The sequence below is a fragment of the Herbaspirillum rubrisubalbicans genome, assembly GCF_003719195.1.
GTDB lineage: Bacteria > Pseudomonadota > Gammaproteobacteria > Burkholderiales > Burkholderiaceae_D > Herbaspirillum > Herbaspirillum rubrisubalbicans.
Window position 1 is genome coordinate 995056 of record NZ_CP024996.1, and the last position, 19285, is coordinate 1014340.

Sequence of the window (19285 nt, forward strand, 5' to 3'; positions counted from 1 at the left end):
CCGTCATACGTTCGATGTGCTGCACTTTAGCCGACCAGGCCGGCATGGCGCGCCAGCACCCAGAGACCGACTTCGGTGGCTTCGCTGGCCTGGCTGACCGGGCCCAGGCCGAACAGGTCCAGCGCCAGCTGGTAGCGGCGGCACAGGCCGGGGTCGCCGATGAGCACGATGGCCGGCGCGTTCGCTGCAGTCAGATTCTTCAGGGCGGCGATCTCGTGGCCGATCAAGAGACCCGAGAGATAGTCAGGCTGCGCCTCGGCCGCCAGTTCGCCGGTCAGGCCCAGGGTGCGGCTGCTGAAGATGTTGGAGAGCACGCCGAGGCTGCCTTGCGGTCCCTGCGCCACGCGGGCGCCGCGCAGGAAGGCGGCATCGTCGGGCTGCTCGGGCTTGTGCATGGTGCGGCCCAGGATGGTGTGGCCGCACAGGGCGCCATAGACTTCGCCGGTCATGAAGGTATCGAAATGTTCGATGCGACCATCGATCACGCGCACCCACTTGGAATGGGTGCCGGGCAGGCCGATCAGCAGTTCATGTTCATGACGGGTCTGTAGGGCGCCGATGACCTGGGTTTCTTCGCCACGCATGACATTGGGCAGCGCCGAATTTTCCAGCAGGCCGGGCACGATCCACAGCACGCGGCCCAGGCCGGTATCGACCTGGGTCAGCTTGCTGCCGATGCTGTGCGGCGCCAGCGGCACGTTCAGGTAGGCCGCTTCGCGCCAGCCCTGCTTGCTGCCGACCATGCCGGCGGCAATCAGCGGTGCTTGCGGGGCCGCCTTGAGCCAGTCGCCGCAGGCCGCTTCCAGCGCGGCACGGTAAGGGGCTTGCGCATCATCGCCGTGTTCTACTGCCGGCAGGTTCATGATGCCCCAGGGATGGGCGCGGCGCTCCAGGACCTGGCCGTGGCCATCGAAGCGATAGCAGCGCAGCGAGGAGGTGCCCCAGTCCAGGGCAATCAGGGCGCAGTCTTGGTTGTGCTCTTGGTTCATCGTCATTGCTTGCCGGCGTCAGCGCGCCAGGCTGGTGTGTTGGGTGTCGGTCTGCGCCTGTTCCTGGGCGATGTCGCAGACCGTGAAGCGGGTCAGTAGCACCATGTCTTCGCCTGGCGCCAGCGCGATCAGGCCGGGTTGCTTGGGCTGGTGGAAGGCATCGATGGGATGCGTGACCGGCTCCAGGCAGAAATACGGCAAGCCATTGGGGCGGAACATGAGCACGTAGCCGCTGCGGTCGGTGGTATGCATCTGCAAGCGCAAGCCGCGCGTGGGATCCTCGATCATGGCTAGACCATCCCAGCCTTCGAAGCAATTGTCGATCAGGCCACCTTGCAGCGAGGCGGCGCGGTTGTAGTCCCAGCCGGCCGGCAACTGCCGCGTAAAGCCGGTGGGGATGCGATCCGGCCCGGACAGCCACACGCCGCGCGAGCGGAACTGCAGCCGGGTCTGGGCATCGTGCAGGAAATAGGGGTGCAGGCCCAAGCCATAGGGCAGGGTTTCGTCACCGGTGTTGGTCACGCGCAGCTCGATTTCCAGTGCGTTTTCGCGCAGCGTCAGCAACTGGCGTGCGTGATAGACATACGGGTTGCCGTCGCAGCGCTGCGAGTCCAGTTCCAGGGTCATGCGGTCTTCGGCCTGGGCCACGATGCTCCAAGCCTGGCGCCAGCCATCACCATGGATGGGATAGGGTTCGCCGGCGCGGTTGGGCGCCAGCGGGTAGTGCTTGCCATTGAAGTCGAAGCCGCCACCGGTGATGCGATTGGACCAGGGCAGCAGCGCAAAACAGGAGGTCGCGTACAGGGCGGCCGGGTCGGCGCTCCAGGGACGCAACAGTGGCAGCCACTTGTGTTCGCGTTGCCATTCCCAACCGGCCAGTGCGCCACCCAGCGTGGGCAACACGTGCAGGCGCTGGCGCCCTGATTGCAGGGTATGGATTTCCGGTAGCCCCGGGGGGCTGCTGCGGTGGGCATCGCTTGCTCGGGATGGCATGGTGTCTCGTATCTTGTTATGAAGTGCAGCGCGCATCATCGGCGTTGACGTGCGGCGTCCCATCGTGGGGACAGTGAAGTCGGCGGCAGGAAGAAGGAGTGGGCTCACGAGGGTCGCGCTCGGTCTTCAGGCTGTGCGCTTCAAAAAAAATCAGGCCGATGCTATCACCGCACTCCGATAGGGAATAATGAAAAAAACATCGCAAACGATATCAAAATTGCGCGAGGGCCGCAGCGGCAGCCGACAGGCTGCCCGGGATGCGCCAGCGTGACGCATGGGCAGGGCGCTGTGCCCCAACGATGTGCGAAACGGTATCGAAAAACATTAAAAATTCATTGGATACGGATTGGTCGCTTGCCTAATATGGAGCGCGAATCAAGGACGATCAGGGCTGTCCGCGATTCCAACCGCACCGCGCCGCTTCCAATTCACACCTATAAGTCAAACGTAGTCCGGCGCAGCGCACCCCACGCATACAACAAAGGGAAGTCCACAATTCCCCGTCAACGGAGACTGACAATGAACTCGAAGAGAAGAGCGCTTCTGGGCGCAGCCATTTGCATGAGCCTGGGTAGCAGCGCCTTGAGCTTTTCGGCCTTGGCCGCCGACAAACCACTGACCATGGGCTTCTCGCAGGTGGGCGCCGAGAGCGAATGGCGCACCGCCAATACGGTATCGATCAAGGAAGCCGCCAAAGCCGCCGGCGTCAATCTGAAGTTCGCCGACGCCCAGCAGAAGCAGGAAAATCAGGTCAAGGCAATCCGCTCCTTCATCGCGCAGAAGGTCGATGTGATCGCCTTCTCGCCGGTGGTGGAGTCGGGCTGGGAAACCGTGCTGCGTGAAGCCAAGGCGGCCAAGATCCCGGTGATCCTGACCGATCGCGCGGTCAACGTCAGTGACAAGTCGCTGTATGTCACCTTCATCGGTTCGGACTTCGTGGAAGAAGGTCGTCGTGCCGGCCGCTGGCTGCTGGAGAAGGCCAAGTCCATGCCGGCCGGTGACATCAATATCGTGGAACTGCAAGGCACCGTGGGTTCGGCTCCGGCCATCGACCGCAAGGCGGGCTTCGAGGAAATCATCAAGAGCGAACCGCGCCTGAAGATCATCCGTTCGCAGACCGGCGACTTCACCCGCGCCAAGGGCAAGGAAGTGATGGAAGCCTTCCTCAAGGCCGAGGGCAAGAAGATCAACGTGCTCTTCGCCCATAACGACGACATGGCCATCGGCGCCATCCAGGCCATCGAGGAAGCGGGTTTGAAGCCGGGCAAGGACATCACCATCATCTCCATTGATGGCGTCAAGGGTGCCTTCGAAGCCATGATGGCCGGCAAGCTCAACGTGACCGTCGAGTGCAGCCCGTTGCTGGGTCCGCAACTGATGCAGATCGCCAAGGACATCAAGGCCGGCAAGGAAGTGCCCAAGCGCATCACCACCGAGGAAGGCGTCTTCCCGGCTGAAGTGGCGGCCAAGGAATTCCCCAACCGCAAGTATTGATGGATTGATGGCGGCATGACAGCCACGCGCGCGCACTGTCTCTCGCAGGGCGCGCGCGGTTGCTGTGCGTGCATCAGAGTTCCCATGGTTCTGATGGAGTTGCGATGACGATGTCTGTCGGGGCGCAGGCGCGTCCCATGCTGGAATTGAGTGGTATCCATAAGGCATTCGCGGGCGTGAAGGCGCTCACCGATGTCGGCTTGCGGTTGTTCCCGGGGGAAGTGCATACCCTCATGGGACAGAATGGCGCAGGCAAGTCCACGCTGATCAAGGTGTTGACCGGCGTGCATGAACCCGATCAAGGCAAGATCGAACTGGATGGCCGCGCCATTGCGCCGGCCTCCACCCTGGAGGCGCAGGCGCTGGGCATCAGCACGGTGTACCAGGAAGTCAACCTGTGTCCCAACCTGTCGGTGGCCGAGAACATCTTCGTGGGCCGCTATCCGCGCCGCTTCGGACGCATCGACTGGAAGAGCGTGCACGCGCAATCCAAGCAATTGCTGCAACAGTTGCAGATCGATATCGATGTGGGCGCGCAATTGTCGTCCTATCCGTTGGCGATCCAGCAGATGGTGGCGATCTCGCGCGCACTGTCGGTCTCGGCCAAGGTATTGATCCTCGATGAACCCACGTCCAGCCTGGACGAGGCCGAGGTACAGCAACTCTTCAAGGTGCTGCGCCGCCTGCGCGAGCAGGGCATGGCGATTCTCTTCGTGACCCACTTCCTGGATCAGACCTACGAGATTTCGGATCGCATCACCGTGCTGCGCAATGGCGTGCGCGAGGGCGAATACCTGGTCTCGGAGCTGTCGCGACTGGACCTGGTCAACAAGATGGTGGGCGTGACCGCAGTCGATCATCGCAAGGTCGAGGCCGGCGCCGAGGCGTTGGCCGCCGAGCTGTCTACCGATGAAACCGGCACGGGCGAAGTCTTCCTGCAGGCCGATGGCTTCGGTCGGCGCGGCGTACTGGCCCCGCAGGACCTGGAGTTGCGGCGAGGTGAAGTATTTGGTCTGTGCGGCCTGCTGGGTTCCGGGCGCACCGAGATGGCGCGCCTGTTGTTCGGTGCCGACCGCGCCGATTGCGGGCAGTTGCGTATCGAAGGTCGCAGTGTGAAGCTTAATGTACCGCGCGATGCGATTGCCGCCGGCATCGGTTTCTGTTCGGAAGATCGCAAGAAGGAAGGCGCGATCCTGGAACTGTCGGTGCGTGAAAACATCATCCTGGCGCTGCAGGCGCGTCAGGGTCTGTTCCGCGTGCTGCCACGCAAGCGCCAGAACCAGATCGCCGCCGATTACGTGAAGTGGCTGGGCATCAAGACTGCCGACCTGGAAACGCCCATCGGCCTGCTTTCCGGCGGCAACCAGCAGAAGGCCTTGCTGGCGCGCTGGCTGGCCACCGATCCGGGAATGCTGATCCTGGACGAACCCACGCGCGGCATCGACGTGCGCGCCAAGCAGGAGATCATGGATTTCGTCATCGCCATGTGCCGCAAAGGCATGTCCATTCTTTTCATCTCCTCGGAAATTCCCGAGGTCCTGCGTTGCAGTGACCGCATGTTGGTCCTGCGCGATCGGCGTGCCTGCGGTCAATACCGACGCGGCGAACTCGATGAGCAATCGGTCTTGCAGGTCATCGCAGGAGAGGCCGCATGAGTGCATCCATGGATTCCAAACTGATTCCCGAGAGCAGCACCGGCAGCCCGGCGCCGATGCTGGCGGCGCTGCTGCGTCATCCGCTGGTGCGCCCGCTGGCGGCCCTGGCCTTGTTGCTGTTGATCGATTTCCTGCTGGTACCGGGCTTCTTCAAGCTGGAGATCAAGGACGGTCACCTGTATGGCGCGCTGATCGACATCATCAACCGCGCCGCCCCGCTGATGCTGGCGGCGCTGGGCATGACGCTGGTCATCGCCACCCGTGGCGTGGACATTTCGGTGGGGGCGGTGGTGGCCATTTCCGGTGCGGTCGCGGCGATCCTGATCGGCGGCAAGATGGTGGTGGTCAACGGCGTACCGGAATACGTCAGCAATGTGCCCATGCTCTGGGCGCTGTGCGCGGCGATGGCCGCAGCGTTGCTGTGCGGCGCCTGGAACGGCTTGCTGGTGGCCGGTCTCGGCTTGCAACCCATCATCGCCACGCTGATCCTGATGGTGGCCGGGCGCGGGCTGGCGCAGTTGCTCACCGATGGCCAGATCGTCACGGTCTATTACAAGCCCTTCTTCTTCCTCGGAGGCGGTTACCTGTTCGGCTTGCCGTTCTCGCTCTACATCGCCGGAGCCATGTTCCTGTTGCTGGCACTGTTGATGAAGAAGACCGCGCTGGGCCTGTTCATCGAATCGGTCGGCATCAATCCGGTAGCCTCGCGCCTGGCCGGCATCCGCACTGCGGCGCTGATCTTCTTCGTCTACATGTTCTGCAGCGCCTGTGCCGGTCTGGCCGGGTTGATGATCGCCTCCAACATCAAGAGCGCCGACGCCAACAATGCCGGTCTCTTGCTGGAGCTCGATGCCATCCTGGCCGTCACGCTGGGCGGTACTTCGCTGGCGGGGGGCAAGTTCAGTCTGGTGGGTAGTGTCATCGGTGCGCTCATCATCCAGACCCTGACCTATACGATCTATTCGCTGGGAGTGCCACCTGAAGTCAATATGGTGGTCAAGTCCATCGTGGTGTTCCTGGTCTGCCTGTCGCAGTCGCCGGAATTCCGCCGTATGTTGAGGATGTCCAAATCATGATGCTTGCTTCTTCCTTGCGGCGCGCTTCGCACGCGCCGTGGTTTACCTCCATGGTCACCGTGGTGTTGCTGGTGGTCATGCTGCTGGCCGGCGCCTTCGGCTACGATGGTTTCCTGTCGCCGCAGGTGATGCTGAACCTGTTGATCGACAATGCCTTCCTGCTGGTGGTGGCCATCGGCATGAGCTTCGTTATCCTTTCCGGTGGTATCGACCTGTCGGTCGGATCGGTGCTGGCGCTGACCACCATGGTGGCGGCCTTCCTGCTGCAGAGCTGGCACTGGCCACCGCTGTTGGTTGTTGCCACGGTGCTGTTGATGGGGGCCGGCTTTGGTGCAGTGATGGGCGCGATGATCCATTACTTCAAGTTGCAGGCCTTCATCGTCACCCTGGCCGGGATGTTCCTGGCGCGTGGGCTGTGCTACCTCATCAGTATCAATTCCATCACCATCGATGATCCGCTGTTCGTGGCCATGTCGCAGACCCGGTTGGAATTTGCCGGCCTGTTCATCTCGCCCAGCGTGGTCATTGCCTTGCTGGTACTGGTCGCTGCGATCTGGATGGCGCATGGCACGCGCTTTGGGCGCGCCGTCTATGCCATCGGCGGCAGCGAGCAATCGGCCATGCTGATGGGCTTGCCGGTGGGGCGGGCCAAGGTACTTGTCTATGCCTTCAGTGGCTTCTGCGCGTCAGTGGCGGGGGTACTGTTTTCCTTCTACATGCTCTCGGGTTATGGGTTGCACGCGCAAGGGGTGGAACTGGATGCGATTGCCGCTGTGGTCATCGGCGGCACCCTGCTCACCGGTGGCTATGGCTACGTGGCCGGCACCCTCACCGGTGTGCTCATCCTTGGCGTGATCCAGACCCTGATTGCCTTCGATGGCAGCCTCAGTTCCTGGTGGACCAAGATCTTCATCGGCGCGCTGTTGTTCGTCTTTTGTGTCGCGCAACGTGTCATTTCACTGGGCGCCCTGCGAGGCAAACCGGCCGGATCGGCGAAAGCCGCGCCAGCCGGGGCTTAGGCGGGATTTTTTAAGCTTAATTAAGATAACTTTACATAGAGGGAGTTATACCGAAAAACATATCCATTACGCTCAAAAAATCATTAGAAATGTATTGGTAAAGCAATTAATGTAGAGCCCGCAAAACAGTTGCTCTGCATGACATTCATCAGAAATCGCGGCGCTGTTTTAGAGATAACTACAACACGCCATTCCATAAATAGAGACTGGAGACTCGAAGCATGAAAATCAAATCCGTATTGGGCGGTATCGCCCTCGGCCTGGGCGTTACCCTGATGTCCATCAGCGCACAGGTGAGCGCACAGAGCAAGGCACTGGTCGGCGTGGCTATGCCCACCAAGTCTTCGGCCCGCTGGATCGCCGACGGCAACAACATGGTCAAGGTCTTGAAGGAAAAGGGCTACCAGACCGACCTGCAATACGCGGAAGACGACATCCCCAACCAGCTGTCCCAGATCGAGAACATGCTGACCAAGGGCGCCAAGGTGCTGGTGATCGCCGCCATCGACGGCACCACCCTGACCGACGTGCTGCAGAAGGCCGCCGACAAGGGCGTCAAGGTCATCGCCTATGACCGTCTGATCCGTGGTTCCAAGAACGTCGACTACTACGCCACCTTCGACAACTTCCAGGTCGGCGTGCTGCAGGCACAGTCGCTGGAAAAGGCCCTGGGCCTGAAGGAAGGCAAGGGCCCGTTCAACATCGAACTGTTCGGCGGCTCCTCGGACGACAACAACGCCTTCTTCTTCTACAACGGTGCCATGTCGGTGTTGAAGCCCTACATCGACAGCGGCAAGCTGGTGGTGCGTTCCAAGCAGATGGGCATGGACAAGGTCGCCACCCTGCGCTGGGATCCGGCTACCGCCCAAGCCCGTATGGATAACCTGCTGTCGGCCTTCTACACCAACGCCAAGGTCAACGCCGTGCTGTCCCCGTATGACGGCCTGTCCATCGGTATCCTGTCCTCGCTGCGCGGCGTCGGCTACGGTACCCCGCAGCAGCCCTTCCCGTATGTCTCGGGTCAGGATGCGGAAGTGCCTTCGGTCAAGTCCATCATCCGTGGCGAGCAGTATTCCACCATCTTCAAGGACACCCGCGAACTGGCCAAGGTCACCGTTGGTATGGTCGATGCATTGCTGGGTGGCAAGCAGCCTCAGATCAACGACACCAAGACCTACAACAACGGCGTGAAGGTCGTGCCGTCCTACCTGTTGAAGCCGGTCGTGGTCGACAAGTCGAACTGGAAGGAAATCCTGGTCGGCAGCGGTTACTACACCGAAGCCCAACTGAAGTAAGCGTCCTCCTGGTGTAATACGCGGGCGCCCGGCATCTTCGATGTCGGCGCCGCCCGCAGTACCATCGCAGCACCCAACAAAAACAACAAAGCAAGAAAAGCGCAAGAAGAACAGCATGGTCCCGCTCTGTGCGGGACTAATTCTTTCAGCATTTGCGCTTGCACCTGTGCAACGCAAACGAGACAGACAAGTCCGGCTACGTCATCCACGCAAGACCGGCAAAAGAGAGGTCAGCATCATGAGCAACATTCTGGAAATGCGCGGCATCGAGAAGAGCTTCCCGGGTGTGAAGGCGTTGAACAACGTCAACCTGGCAGTGCGCGAAGGCGAGATCCATGCCATCGTCGGCGAGAACGGCGCTGGCAAGTCCACGCTGATGAAGGTGCTGTCGGGGGTCTACCCGCACGGTTCCTATTCCGGCGACATCGTCTATAAGGGTGAGGTGCGTGCCTTCAAGGATATCCGCGACAGCGAACACCTGGGCATCATCATCATCCACCAGGAGCTGGCGCTGGTGCCGCTGCTGTCGGTGATGGAAAACCTGTTTCTGGGCAATGAGCAAGCCCGTGGCGGCGTGATCGACTGGGAACAATCCTATGTGCGCGCCAAGGAATTGCTGGCCAAGGTCGGCTTGAAGGAGTCGCCTCAGGCGCTGGTGGGCGATCTGGGCGTGGGCAAGCAACAACTGATCGAAATCGCCAAGGCGCTCTCCAAGGAAGTCAAGCTGCTGATCCTGGATGAGCCGACCGCCAGCCTCAATGAAAGCGACTCCGATGCCCTGCTGGAACTGCTGCTGGAGTTGAAGCGCCAGGGCATTGCCTCGATCCTGATCTCGCACAAGCTCAACGAAATTTCCAAGGTGGCCGATTCCATCACCGTGCTGCGCGACGGCACCACGGTCGATACCTTCGACTGCCGCGCTGAACCGATCAGCGAAGACCGCATCATCCAGCATATGGTGGGCCGCGAAATGGCCGACCGCTATCCGCAGCGTGATCCGCAGATCGGCGAGGTCATCTTTGAAGTGCGTGACTGGCGCGTACACCATCCGCTGCACTCGGATCGCCTGGCCATCAAGGACGTCAACATGACCGTGCGCGCCGGCGAGATCGTCGGTATCGCCGGCTTGATGGGCGCGGGCCGCACCGAACTGGCCAAGAGCATCTTCGGCCGTGCCTATGGCAAGAAGATCACCGGCCAAGCCTTCCTGCACGGCAAGGAAGTGGACCTGTCGACCATCGAGAAGGCCATCGCCAAGGGCATCGCCTACGTTACCGAAGACCGCAAGGGTGACGGCCTGGTGCTGGAAGAGGACATCAAGAAGAACATCTCGCTGGCCAATCTGGGCGGCGTCTCCGAACGCACCGTCATCGACGAGGCGCGCGAGTACAAGATCGCTGCCGACTTCAAGCAGCAGATGCGTATCCGCTGTTCCAGCGTGCTGCAGAAGGTGGTCAACCTCTCTGGCGGCAATCAGCAAAAGGTGGTGCTGTCGAAGTGGCTGTTCTCGCAGCCGGAAGTGCTGATCCTGGACGAACCCACGCGCGGCATCGACGTTGGTGCCAAGTTCGAGATCTACAACATCATCAGCAAGTTGGCTGCCGAGGGCAAGTGCATCATCATGATCTCTTCGGAAATGCCGGAACTGCTGGGCATGTGCGACCGTATCTATGTGATGAACGAAGGCCAGTTCGTGGGCCATCTGTCCAAGGCTGAAGCGACCCAGGAAAGCATCATGCGCGCCATCATGCGTAACAAGCGCATCGATGATCCGGGCCTGTCCAAGGCTGCCTGAAGCTGAACGCAAACACGCAAACCATCAAGCCGGAGCCAAACCGGTAGCCACCCATAAAGTCCATCAAGACCAGAGAGCAGCAGAGGAGCAAAACAATGGAAAGCATTGACATGAGCAAGAAACCGGCCGTCGCCAGCGGCGCCGCCGAAAAGAAGGATTACGGCAGCTTCCTGAAGAACAACATGCGCGAATATGGCATGTTGATGTCGCTGGTGGCCATCATGGCCTTCTTCCAGATCATGACAGACGGCACGCTCATGCGTCCGCTGAACCTGACCAACCTGGTGCTGCAGAACAGCTACATCGTCATCATGGCCCTGGGCATGTTGATGGTGATCGTGGCCGGCCACATCGACTTGTCGGTGGGGTCGGTGGTGGGTCTGATCGGCGCGCTGGCCGCGGTGTTGATGGTCGATTATGGCTGGGGCTTCGTGCCCGCTTCCATCGTCTGCCTGATTGCCGGCGGCCTGATCGGCGCGGCGCAGGGTTACTGGATCGCCTACTTCAAGATCCCGTCCTTCATCGTCACCCTGGCCGGGATGCTGGTCTTCAAGGGTATGGCGCTGGCGCTGCTGCAAGGCCAGTCCCTGGGCCCCTTCCCGCAGACCTTCCAGATGCTGTCCTCGGGCTTCATTCCTGAACTGACCGGCAACCCCACCTTCCGCACCACCTCGCTGATCGTCGGTGTGATCGCGGCCGTGGTGCTGATCCTGGTCAAGCTGCACGGCCGCCGCAAGCAGACCAAGCATGGCATGGAAGATGAACCGGTGCTGTTCTTCCTGCTGAAGAATGCCTTGTTCGCTGCCGCCATCATCGCCTTCAGCTATCTGCTGTCGACCTATCGCGGTATGCCTAATGTGTTGATCATCATGTTTGCGCTGATGGTGTTCTACACCTTCATCACCAGCCGCACCACCCTGGGCCGTCGCGTCTATGCGGTGGGTGGCAATGAAAAGGCCGCCAAGCTGTCGGGCATCAAGACCGAACGCGTGTCCTTCTTCACCTTCGTCAACATGGGCGTGCTGGCTGCGCTGGCCGGCCTGATCTTCGCCGCCCGTCTGAACACCGCTACGCCCAAGGCCGGTCTGGGCTTCGAGCTGGACGTGATTGCCGCCTGCTTCATCGGTGGCGCCTCGGCTTCGGGCGGCGTGGGCAAGGTCATGGGCGCGGTCATCGGTGCCTTCATCATGGGCGTCATGAACAACGGCATGTCCATCATGGGTATCGGTATCGATTACCAGCAGATGATCAAGGGCCTGGTGCTGTTGATGGCCGTGTGCTTCGACGTCTACAACAAGAACAAGTAATCCGGATCATGCAGGCGGGCAGCATTGCCCGCCTTTTGCATTCGGCATCCAACCATCCTTCGTTTTCTGTCATTCAGGAATCCAACAATGAGTAGCGATAAAAAAGACAAGAGCCGCACCTTGCGCTCGGCCAGCTGGTTCGGTACTGCCGACAAGAACGGTTTCATGTACCGCAGCTGGATGAAGAACCAGGGCATTCCCGACCATGAGTTCCAGGGCAAGCCGGTCATCGGTATCTGCAACACCTGGTCCGAACTGACGCCCTGCAACGCCCACTTCCGCAAGGTCGCCGAACACGTGCGGCGCGGCATCATCGAGGCCGGTGGCTTTCCGGTGGAGTTTCCGGTGTTCTCCAACGGTGAGTCCAACCTGCGTCCCACCGCCATGCTGACCCGCAACCTGGCCAGCATGGACGTGGAAGAATCGATCCGCGGCAACCCCATCGACGCCGTGGTGCTGCTGACCGGCTGCGACAAGACCACCCCGGCCCTGCTGATGGGGGCGGCCAGTTGCGACGTGCCGGCCATCGTCGTGACCGGTGGCCCGATGTTGAACGGCAAGCATCAGGGCCGCGACATCGGTTCCGGTACCGTGGTGTGGCAATTGTCGGAGCAGGTCAAGGCTGGCGAGATCACGATTCACGACTTCATGGCCGCCGAAGCCGGCATGTCGCGTTCGGCCGGTACCTGCAACACCATGGGCACCGCTTCCACCATGGCTTGCATGGCCGAGTCGCTGGGCGTATCGCTGCCGCACAATGCCGCCATTCCTGCCGTTGATGCGCGCCGCTATGTTCTCGCGCACTTATCCGGTATGCGTATCGTCGACATGGTCTGGGAAGGCTTGACCCTGTCCAAGATCCTGACCCGCAAGGCCTTCGAAAACGCCATTCGCACCAACGCCGCCATCGGTGGCTCCACCAATGCCGTGATCCACCTGAAGGCCATCGCCGGTCGTATCGGTGTGGATCTGGAACTGGAAGACTGGACCCGTATCGGTCGTGGCACCCCGACCATCGTCGACCTGCAGCCTTCGGGCCGCTTCCTGATGGAAGAGTTCTACTACGCCGGTGGCCTGCCCGCCGTGCTGCGCCGCCTGGGCGAAGCCGACCTGCTGCCACACAAGGATGCACTGACCGTCAACGGCCAGACCATGTGGGACAACGTCAAGGATGCCCCGATCTACAACGATGAAGTGGTGCGCCCGCTGGCCAAGCCGCTGATCGAAGATGGCGGCATCTGCATCCTGCGTGGCAACCTGGCCCCGCGCGGTGCCGTGTTGAAGCCCTCGGCCGCCACCCCCGAACTGATGAAGCATCGCGGCCGCGCCGTGGTGTTCGAAGACTTCAACCACTACAAGGAACGCATCAACGATCCTGATCTGGATGTGGATGCCAGCTGCGTGCTGGTGATGAAGAATGTGGGCCCCAAGGGTTACCCCGGCATGGCCGAGGTGGGCAACATGGGCTTGCCGCCCAAGATCCTGGCCACCGGTGTGAAGGATATGGTGCGTATCTCGGATGCCCGCATGAGCGGCACCGCGTATGGCACCGTGATCCTGCACGTGGCGCCGGAAGCGGCCGCCGGTGGTCCGCTGGGCATCGTCCAGGATGGCGACTTCATCGAGCTGGACGCCTATGCCGGCAAGCTGCAGCTGGACATCAGCGAGGAAGAGATGACGCGCCGCCTGGAAGCGCGTGCCAAGGTCTTGGCCGAGCGCAAGCCGGAGATGGCCGGTGGCTACCAGTCCCTGTACGTGGACCGCGTGCTGCAGGCCGACGAAGGCTGCGACTTCGACTTCCTGGTCGGCTGCCGTGGCGCCGCCGTGCCCAAGCATTCGCACTGATCTTCACTTCCCCCTCATTCGAACCGGTGTCGACGCCCAGCGTCGGCATCGCAGAGCAAGGAAACTTCATGAGCAACACTCCCCACGACGTACAACTGGCGAGCTTTCCCAGCCTGAAGGGCAAGCGCGTCTTCATCACCGGCGGCGGCACCGGCATTGGTGCGGCCATCGTCGAAGCATTTGCGCGACAAGGCGCACACGTGGCCTTTGTCGATATCGCCACCGAAGCCAGCGAAGCGCTGTGCAATGAAGTGGCAGCAGCCGGTCATCCCAAGCCGCTGTTCCGTCATTGCGACCTGCGTGACATCCCGGCTTTCCAGGCCACCATCGCCGAGCTGCAAGGCCAGTTGGGCGACTTCGACGTGCTGGTCAACAATGCCGCCAACGACCAGCGTCACAAGCTGGAAGAGGTGACGCTGGAATACTGGAACGACCGCATCGCCATCAACCAGCGCCCCTCCTTCTTCGCCGTGCAATCGGTGGTGGAGGGCATGAAGCGCCGTGGCGGCGGCTCCATCATCAACTTCAGTTCGATCAGCTGGCACCAATCCGGTGGTGGCTTCCCGGTCTATACCACGGCCAAGGCCTCGACCCTGGGCCTCACGCGTGGCTTGGCGCGCGACCTCGGTCCGCACAAGATCCGCGTCAATACCGTCACACCGGGTTGGGTCATGACCGAACGCCAGATCAAGCTGTGGCTGGATGAGGAAGGCAAGAAGTCCATCGCCCGCAATCAATGCCTGCAGGGCGACCTGCTGCCTTGGCACCTGGCGCGCATGGTACTGTTCCTGGCTGCGGACGATAGCGCCATGTGTACCGCACAGGAATTCATCGTCGACGCCGGTTGGGTGTGATGTCTTTGCCGGGGCGGCTTTGCTGCCCTGGCATACCGTTGCAAGACAAGACGCGTAAAAAAAGAGTCGCCGTTCAGCGACTCTTTTTTTACGCGTCTTGTTTGGGTGGGATAGTGAAAAACAACATTTATGCGTTCCGGCAGAATCGCAAGTCCAGAAAAGCTGTATGACATCTCTTAAAAACTTAGTTTTTTGAGACCTTGAAGTGTTGTTTTTTTGCAGTGATTTTTTATTGCGCAGAAATGTGGGAAGGGGATTGGCGCGGCCATTTTCGAGTGATTATCAGATTGGCTTACGCTAGCTTACATTTCTTAATAAAACTCGGTGAGTCCGGGCGACCCCGGCATCGCCCGATGCCGGGCCGGCAGAGCTCATCAGTAAATCATTTTCGCCACTTCACGGATTGCCTGCAGGACCAGGTTGGCGCCCGGCGAGAGCAAGCTGTCCTGGCGCGTGATGATGCCAAAGCCCGCCATGCGGCAGGGTAGGTCGATGGGCAGGATGTCCATCAAGCGCGCCTGGGTGTAATAACGCGCCACTTCGGTGGGCATCGCATAGATGAAATCAGTCTGCTGCAGCAGGCTGGTGATGAACAGGATAGCGGTGGTGTCGACCACGTTGGACGGCGGCGCCAGCCCTTGTTCGCGGAACATCTGATCGCAGCGCGCCCGCAGGATGCTGCCCTTGGGCGCCATGATCCAGGCTTCGCTGGCCAGGTCGGACAGGGTCAGGTCGGTGCGGGTGTGGAAGGGATGTCCCACGCGCGCGACAGCACACACCGGCTCGTCGGCCAGCTCTTCATAGAGCAGGCCGCCGCGCGCTTCTTCATCCAGGATGCGGCCGATGATGAAGTCCAGTTCACCATGCAAGAGGCGCGAGAGCAGGATGTTGCTGCTTTCGACTTCGACGCCGATGCGCAACATCGGCGCCTGTTCCTTGACGCGCGCAATGGCTGGCGGCAACAGTGCCATGCCCGGCGAGAGGATCACGCCCACGTCCACCTGGCCGGACAGGCCGGACTTCAGGGCCACGATGTCTTCATGCGCCTTGGACAGGCTGGTCAAGGCCATGCGCGCATGACGGATCATGGCTTCGCCATAGATGGTGGGCCGCATTCCGCGTGGCAGGCGCTCGAACAGCGACACGCCCAGCATGTCTTCGAGGTCCTTGAGTTGCTTGGAAGCGGCCGGCTGCGTCATGTTCAGTTCGCTGGCAGCGCGGTGGATGTTGCGGGTGTCGTCGAGAGCGATCAGCAGAAGAAGCTGGCGAGTCTTCAAGCGGGCCCGCAGAAACCAGTTCGGGTCACTGTTTTTCATAAGTCTCCGGGGACGGTTTTCTAAATTTTTTCAATGATTTTTTTATTAGAAATTGATGATATCAAATCGCATATCGGAATTGCTAAAGATTTCATTGGAAAGACATGAACCGAATACTTAGTATCTAGCCACATTCCGGGCTGTACAGGAGACAACCGGCACAGTACCGGGATGAAAGAAGAGAAGGTCGGGCAGCATCAAAACAACAAGTTGGGAGACTGTCAGGAGTCCGTCAGGATCCAGGGGTCTGAAGTGCAACGCTGCACGGCCAAGCCCACCGACGAAAAAAATTTTAAACGGCAATATCCACGGAGACTATTCATGAAGCAAGTGAAGCCATCCTTTATTGGAGCAAAGACCCTGTGCGCACTCGCGCTGATGGGTGCGTTCTCGGCACAGGCGCAGGCGCAAAGCAGTGTCACCATCTACGGCCGTGTTGTGGCCGGTGTCGACTTCCAGACCAACGCCGGTACCAACGGTCAAGGTTCCAAGTGGAGCGCTGCCAACAACCAGTGGGGCACCAGCATGATCGGCTTCAAGGGCACGGAAGACCTGGGCGGCGGTACCAATGCCTTCTTCCTGCTGGAATCCGGTTTCAACTCGACCAAGGGTCAGTTCAACGGTTCTGACACCAGCAACGGTACGGCATTGTTCAATCGTCGTTCCTACGTCGGTCTGTCCTCGGCCAGCGCCGGTTCCATCAAGTTCGGTAAGAACCTGTTCATCAACAACGATATCTGGTTCCTGGACCCGACCGGCCAACAGGCCATCGGTACTTCCACCCTGGTCAATGGTCGTAACTGGCCGGGTGCCAGCAACATCATCGAGTACAACAGCCCGGACATGGGCGGTTTCACTGCCAATCTGCAGACCAGCCTGGGTGAAAAGCCCGGTTCGTTCAGCGGTGGTGTGCCCAACGCTGGCAGCAGCGATGGTCGCAAGGACGGTATCTCGCTGGCTTACCAGAAGAACGGCCTGGAACTGCGCGCCATCTATGACGTGGTGCGTGACGCCAACGGTAACTACAGCGACATCTGGGGCCATTCCAAGGAGCTGATCCTGGGCGGTACCTACAAGTTCGACAAGCTCAAGATGTTCGCCGGTTACGAAAACCTGCGTGCTCCGAACGCCGCTGTGGGTGCGCCGGACCGTGCCAACCATTACTGGTTGGGTGCCAACTATGACGTCACCCCGCAACTGCAACTGGTGGCTGCCTGGTTCCACGTCAATGCCAACAATGCTGCCGTCAATCCTGTGACCGGCAAGGGCAACGGCGGTGGTACGGCCAACCTGTACATGGCAGGTGTCAACTACTTCCTGTCCAAGCGCACTCTGCTGTATGTTGACATCGGCACGGTTCGCAACAATACCGGTGCTGGTCATACCCTGGAAACCAACGGCGACAACGGTGTTTCCGGCCTGAAGCAGAACGGCGGCTACTTCGGTATCGCCCACTCGTTCTGATGTAACGATCAGTAGTATCTGTAATCCTTCCTGAGGTGGTCTTGATGTAGTTGAGGGTGGGCGCAAGCCCACCCTTTTTTGTCGTTGTGACGGCGCATTAATGTGTCACGAAAAAGATTTATATCGTTTATTTCATTTACTTGATTTGCAGGCGGAGCCCCGATGAATGCGCAATTACTGGTCGATGGACATCATGAACTGGGTGAAGGTGTGTTGTGGTGTGAGCGTTCGCAATCGCTCTTCTGGACCGATATCCATGCCTCCCGTCTGTGGAACCACGATCCGCACAGCGGCGCCACGCGTAGCTGGTCCATGCCTGAGCGGCTGTGCTGCTTCGCCTTTACGGCCGATCCTGAGCGTCTGCTGATCGGTCTGGAATCGCGCCTGGCCTTCTTCAACCTCAATACCGCTGCCATCACCCCGATCTGCCGCATCGAGGATGATCTGCCCAGCACCCGCTTGAATGATGGCCGTTGCGACCGCCAGGGGCGCTTCGTCTTCGGCACCTTGAACGAAGACGCCAGTCGCGAGCCCATCGCCAGCTTCTATCGCTTGAATGCCGATCTCAGCCTGGAGCGCCTGGCGCTGCCGGGGATCGCCATTTCCAACAGCATCTGCTTCAGCCTTGATGGCAAGCTGATGTATCACTGCGACTCCATGGCCGGCAAGATCATGGTGTGCGACTACGATCCGGTCAGCGGCACCGTCAGTGGCCAGCGCGTCTTTGCCGACCTGGCGCAGCAGCCCGGTGGGCCGGACGGCTCCACGGTCGATGCCGAGGGTTATGTCTGGAACGCCCAATGGGGCGGCTCGCGGGTGGTGCGCTTCGCTCCCGATGGCGCGATCGACCGCATCATTGACCTGTCTACGGCGCAGCCTTCCTGCGTGGCCTTCGGCGGTGCGGCACTCGATACCCTGTTCGTGACCACGGCCCATGAAGGTATGTCAGCCCAACAGCGCGCCCAGGATGCCCTGGCCGGTGCGGTGTTCGCGGTGCCGCAGATCGGTGTGCGTGGCTTGCCCGAAGTGCGTTTCGCTGCCTAGTCGCAAAATTATTCAGGCTTGCCAGCCGGGCGTGTCGTATCTGCGCCACGCCCGCTGTACTTCTTCATATTCTGATCCACACATCAGGATCCGAAGCTGGAATCCCCCATCAGCCGCGACAGGCGCGCCGAGACTTCCTGCACGATGCCCTGGACTTCATCCAGGCTGGGATTGACCTTCTTGTCGATGCGCTCGATATAGGGCACGTTCAAGGCCGCCAACATGCGGTTGTTGGCGCCCATGACCGGATAGGACAGGTTGACCACGCCGCGGATCTGCCGGCTTTCCATGCGCGAGTGACCTCGCTTGCGCGTCTCCTCGATCTGACGCATCAGTTGCGCCATCTCGATTTCCTGTTCGCCATCCATGCGCACGTGGGCCGCCAGCATACTGGCGCGCTCGGCTTCGTCGCGGAAGGCCAGCAGCACGTGGCCCGAGGCGGTATCGGTCAGGCTTACCAGTGCGCCCACCTTGAGCCCGAAGGCCCAGCGTTCGGGGCTGTCCACCTGCGCCACCACGATCACGCGCCCGGCTTCATAGACCGTCAGGTGGGTCGATTGCATCGAGCGCTGGGCCAGTTCACGCATGTGCGGCAGGGCGGTGCTGACCAACGAGCGGATCGGCTGGTGATGATGGGCCAGTTCGAAGAGCTTGAGCGAAAGCCGGTAGTGATCGTTGTCGGCGATCAGGTAGCCGCGTTGCTCCAGCGTGACCACCATGCGGAAGATTTCGTTGACGCTGCGCCCCAGTTGGCGGGAGATCTGATTGAGGGTCAGCATCTGCTCGGAGCGGCTTAACAGCTCCAGGATGTCCAGGCCCTTGTCCAGCGCCGGGGCGGCATAGCGCGTCTTGCCGCCACCTTGCTCATCCTCATGCTCGGCAGCAGTCTGGAGGGCGGGGGCGTCGGCGGGATTGATTTTCCGGGTTCTGGGCATGGCGGCCTGGCGTGCTGTAGCTGGTCTTGGGGCCGGATTGTAGGGGATTTCGGCTATTTCGGCATTTTATCCGTAAAATTATTTTTCATATATTGCTGCGGCATGTCGAAACGTCATCTCGAAATTGATATCAATTCTGTCGGAAACTTCATCGGTCTGGCGCTCCATGAGGAGGATAATCAAGGTTATGCTCTGGCTCTCACA

Annotated in this window: 15 protein-coding genes; 11 read left to right on the forward strand and 4 right to left on the reverse strand. The window is 60.5% G+C overall.

The features are described from left to right. Nucleotides 1-26: 26 nt before the first annotated feature. A complete protein-coding gene (locus RC54_RS04515; RefSeq protein ID WP_061788860.1) occupies nt 27-989 on the reverse strand; it encodes a 2-dehydro-3-deoxygalactonokinase in 963 nt (320 codons plus the stop codon). Nucleotides 990-1007: 18 nt separating this feature from the next. Next, nucleotides 1008-1982 carry an aldose 1-epimerase gene (locus tag RC54_RS04520; protein WP_058894378.1) on the reverse strand — a complete coding sequence of 325 codons (975 nt, stop codon included), beginning with the start codon at nt 1980-1982 and terminating at the stop codon, nt 1008-1010. Nucleotides 1983-2501: 519 nt separating this feature from the next. Between RC54_RS04520 and RC54_RS04525 the strand changes: the two genes are divergently transcribed. The 9 genes from RC54_RS04525 (at nt 2502) to RC54_RS04565 (ending at nt 14322) form a co-directional block, all read left to right on the forward strand. After that, nucleotides 2502-3476: an ABC transporter substrate-binding protein gene (locus RC54_RS04525; protein ID WP_061788861.1), complete on the forward strand. Its 975-nt coding sequence runs from the start codon at nt 2502-2504 to the stop codon at nt 3474-3476. 104 nt (nt 3477-3580) lie between these two features. Continuing rightward, nucleotides 3581-5131, forward strand: coding sequence for a sugar ABC transporter ATP-binding protein (locus RC54_RS04530; protein WP_058894380.1), 1551 nt, complete (start codon nt 3581-3583; stop codon nt 5129-5131). Then, complete coding sequence (locus RC54_RS04535; RefSeq protein ID WP_017454850.1) at nt 5128-6207, forward strand: ABC transporter permease; 1080 nt, start codon at nt 5128-5130, stop codon at nt 6205-6207. Before RC54_RS04530 ends, RC54_RS04535 begins: the two co-directional genes overlap by 4 nt. Beyond that, nucleotides 6204-7226 (forward strand): galactofuranose ABC transporter, permease protein YjfF, encoded by a 1023-nt coding sequence (yjfF, locus tag RC54_RS04540; protein WP_061788862.1) that lies wholly within the window; start codon nt 6204-6206, stop codon nt 7224-7226. Before RC54_RS04535 ends, yjfF begins: the two co-directional genes overlap by 4 nt. A 221-nt stretch (nt 7227-7447) precedes the next feature. Beyond that, nucleotides 7448-8521, forward strand: coding sequence for a multiple monosaccharide ABC transporter substrate-binding protein (gene chvE, locus RC54_RS04545; RefSeq protein ID WP_017451262.1), 1074 nt, complete (start codon nt 7448-7450; stop codon nt 8519-8521). A 238-nt stretch (nt 8522-8759) separates the two neighbouring features. Then, a complete protein-coding gene (mmsA, locus tag RC54_RS04550) occupies nt 8760-10316 on the forward strand; it encodes a multiple monosaccharide ABC transporter ATP-binding protein (RefSeq protein WP_058894383.1) in 1557 nt (518 codons plus the stop codon). Between the two features lie 95 nt (nt 10317-10411). Further along, nucleotides 10412-11623: a multiple monosaccharide ABC transporter permease gene (gene mmsB / locus RC54_RS04555; protein ID WP_058894384.1), complete on the forward strand. Its 1212-nt coding sequence runs from the start codon at nt 10412-10414 to the stop codon at nt 11621-11623. Nucleotides 11624-11710: 87 nt separating this feature from the next. Then, a complete protein-coding gene (locus tag RC54_RS04560) occupies nt 11711-13468 on the forward strand; it encodes an IlvD/Edd family dehydratase (protein ID WP_061788863.1) in 1758 nt (585 codons plus the stop codon). 68 nt (nt 13469-13536) lie between these two features. Continuing rightward, nucleotides 13537-14322 carry an SDR family NAD(P)-dependent oxidoreductase gene (locus RC54_RS04565; protein WP_061788864.1) on the forward strand — a complete coding sequence of 262 codons (786 nt, stop codon included), beginning with the start codon at nt 13537-13539 and terminating at the stop codon, nt 14320-14322. A gap of 374 nt (nt 14323-14696) precedes the next feature. On the opposite strand, the gene RC54_RS04570 is transcribed toward RC54_RS04565, so the two are convergent. After that, nucleotides 14697-15638: a LysR family transcriptional regulator gene (locus tag RC54_RS04570; RefSeq protein ID WP_058894386.1), complete on the reverse strand. Its 942-nt coding sequence runs from the start codon at nt 15636-15638 to the stop codon at nt 14697-14699. 321 nt (nt 15639-15959) lie between these two features. Here RC54_RS04570 and RC54_RS04575 point away from each other — a divergent pair, with 321 nt between their 5' ends. Further along, nucleotides 15960-17102, forward strand: a complete 1143-nt coding sequence (locus RC54_RS04575) for a porin (protein WP_061788865.1) — start codon at nt 15960-15962, stop codon at nt 17100-17102. A 162-nt stretch (nt 17103-17264) separates the two neighbouring features. After that, complete coding sequence (locus tag RC54_RS04580) at nt 17265-18146, forward strand: SMP-30/gluconolactonase/LRE family protein (protein WP_061788866.1); 882 nt, start codon at nt 17265-17267, stop codon at nt 18144-18146. Nucleotides 18147-18229: 83 nt separating this feature from the next. On the opposite strand, the gene RC54_RS04585 is transcribed toward RC54_RS04580, so the two are convergent. Next, nucleotides 18230-19081, reverse strand: coding sequence for an IclR family transcriptional regulator (locus RC54_RS04585; RefSeq protein WP_061788867.1), 852 nt, complete (start codon nt 19079-19081; stop codon nt 18230-18232). Nucleotides 19082-19285 lie beyond the last annotated feature (204 nt).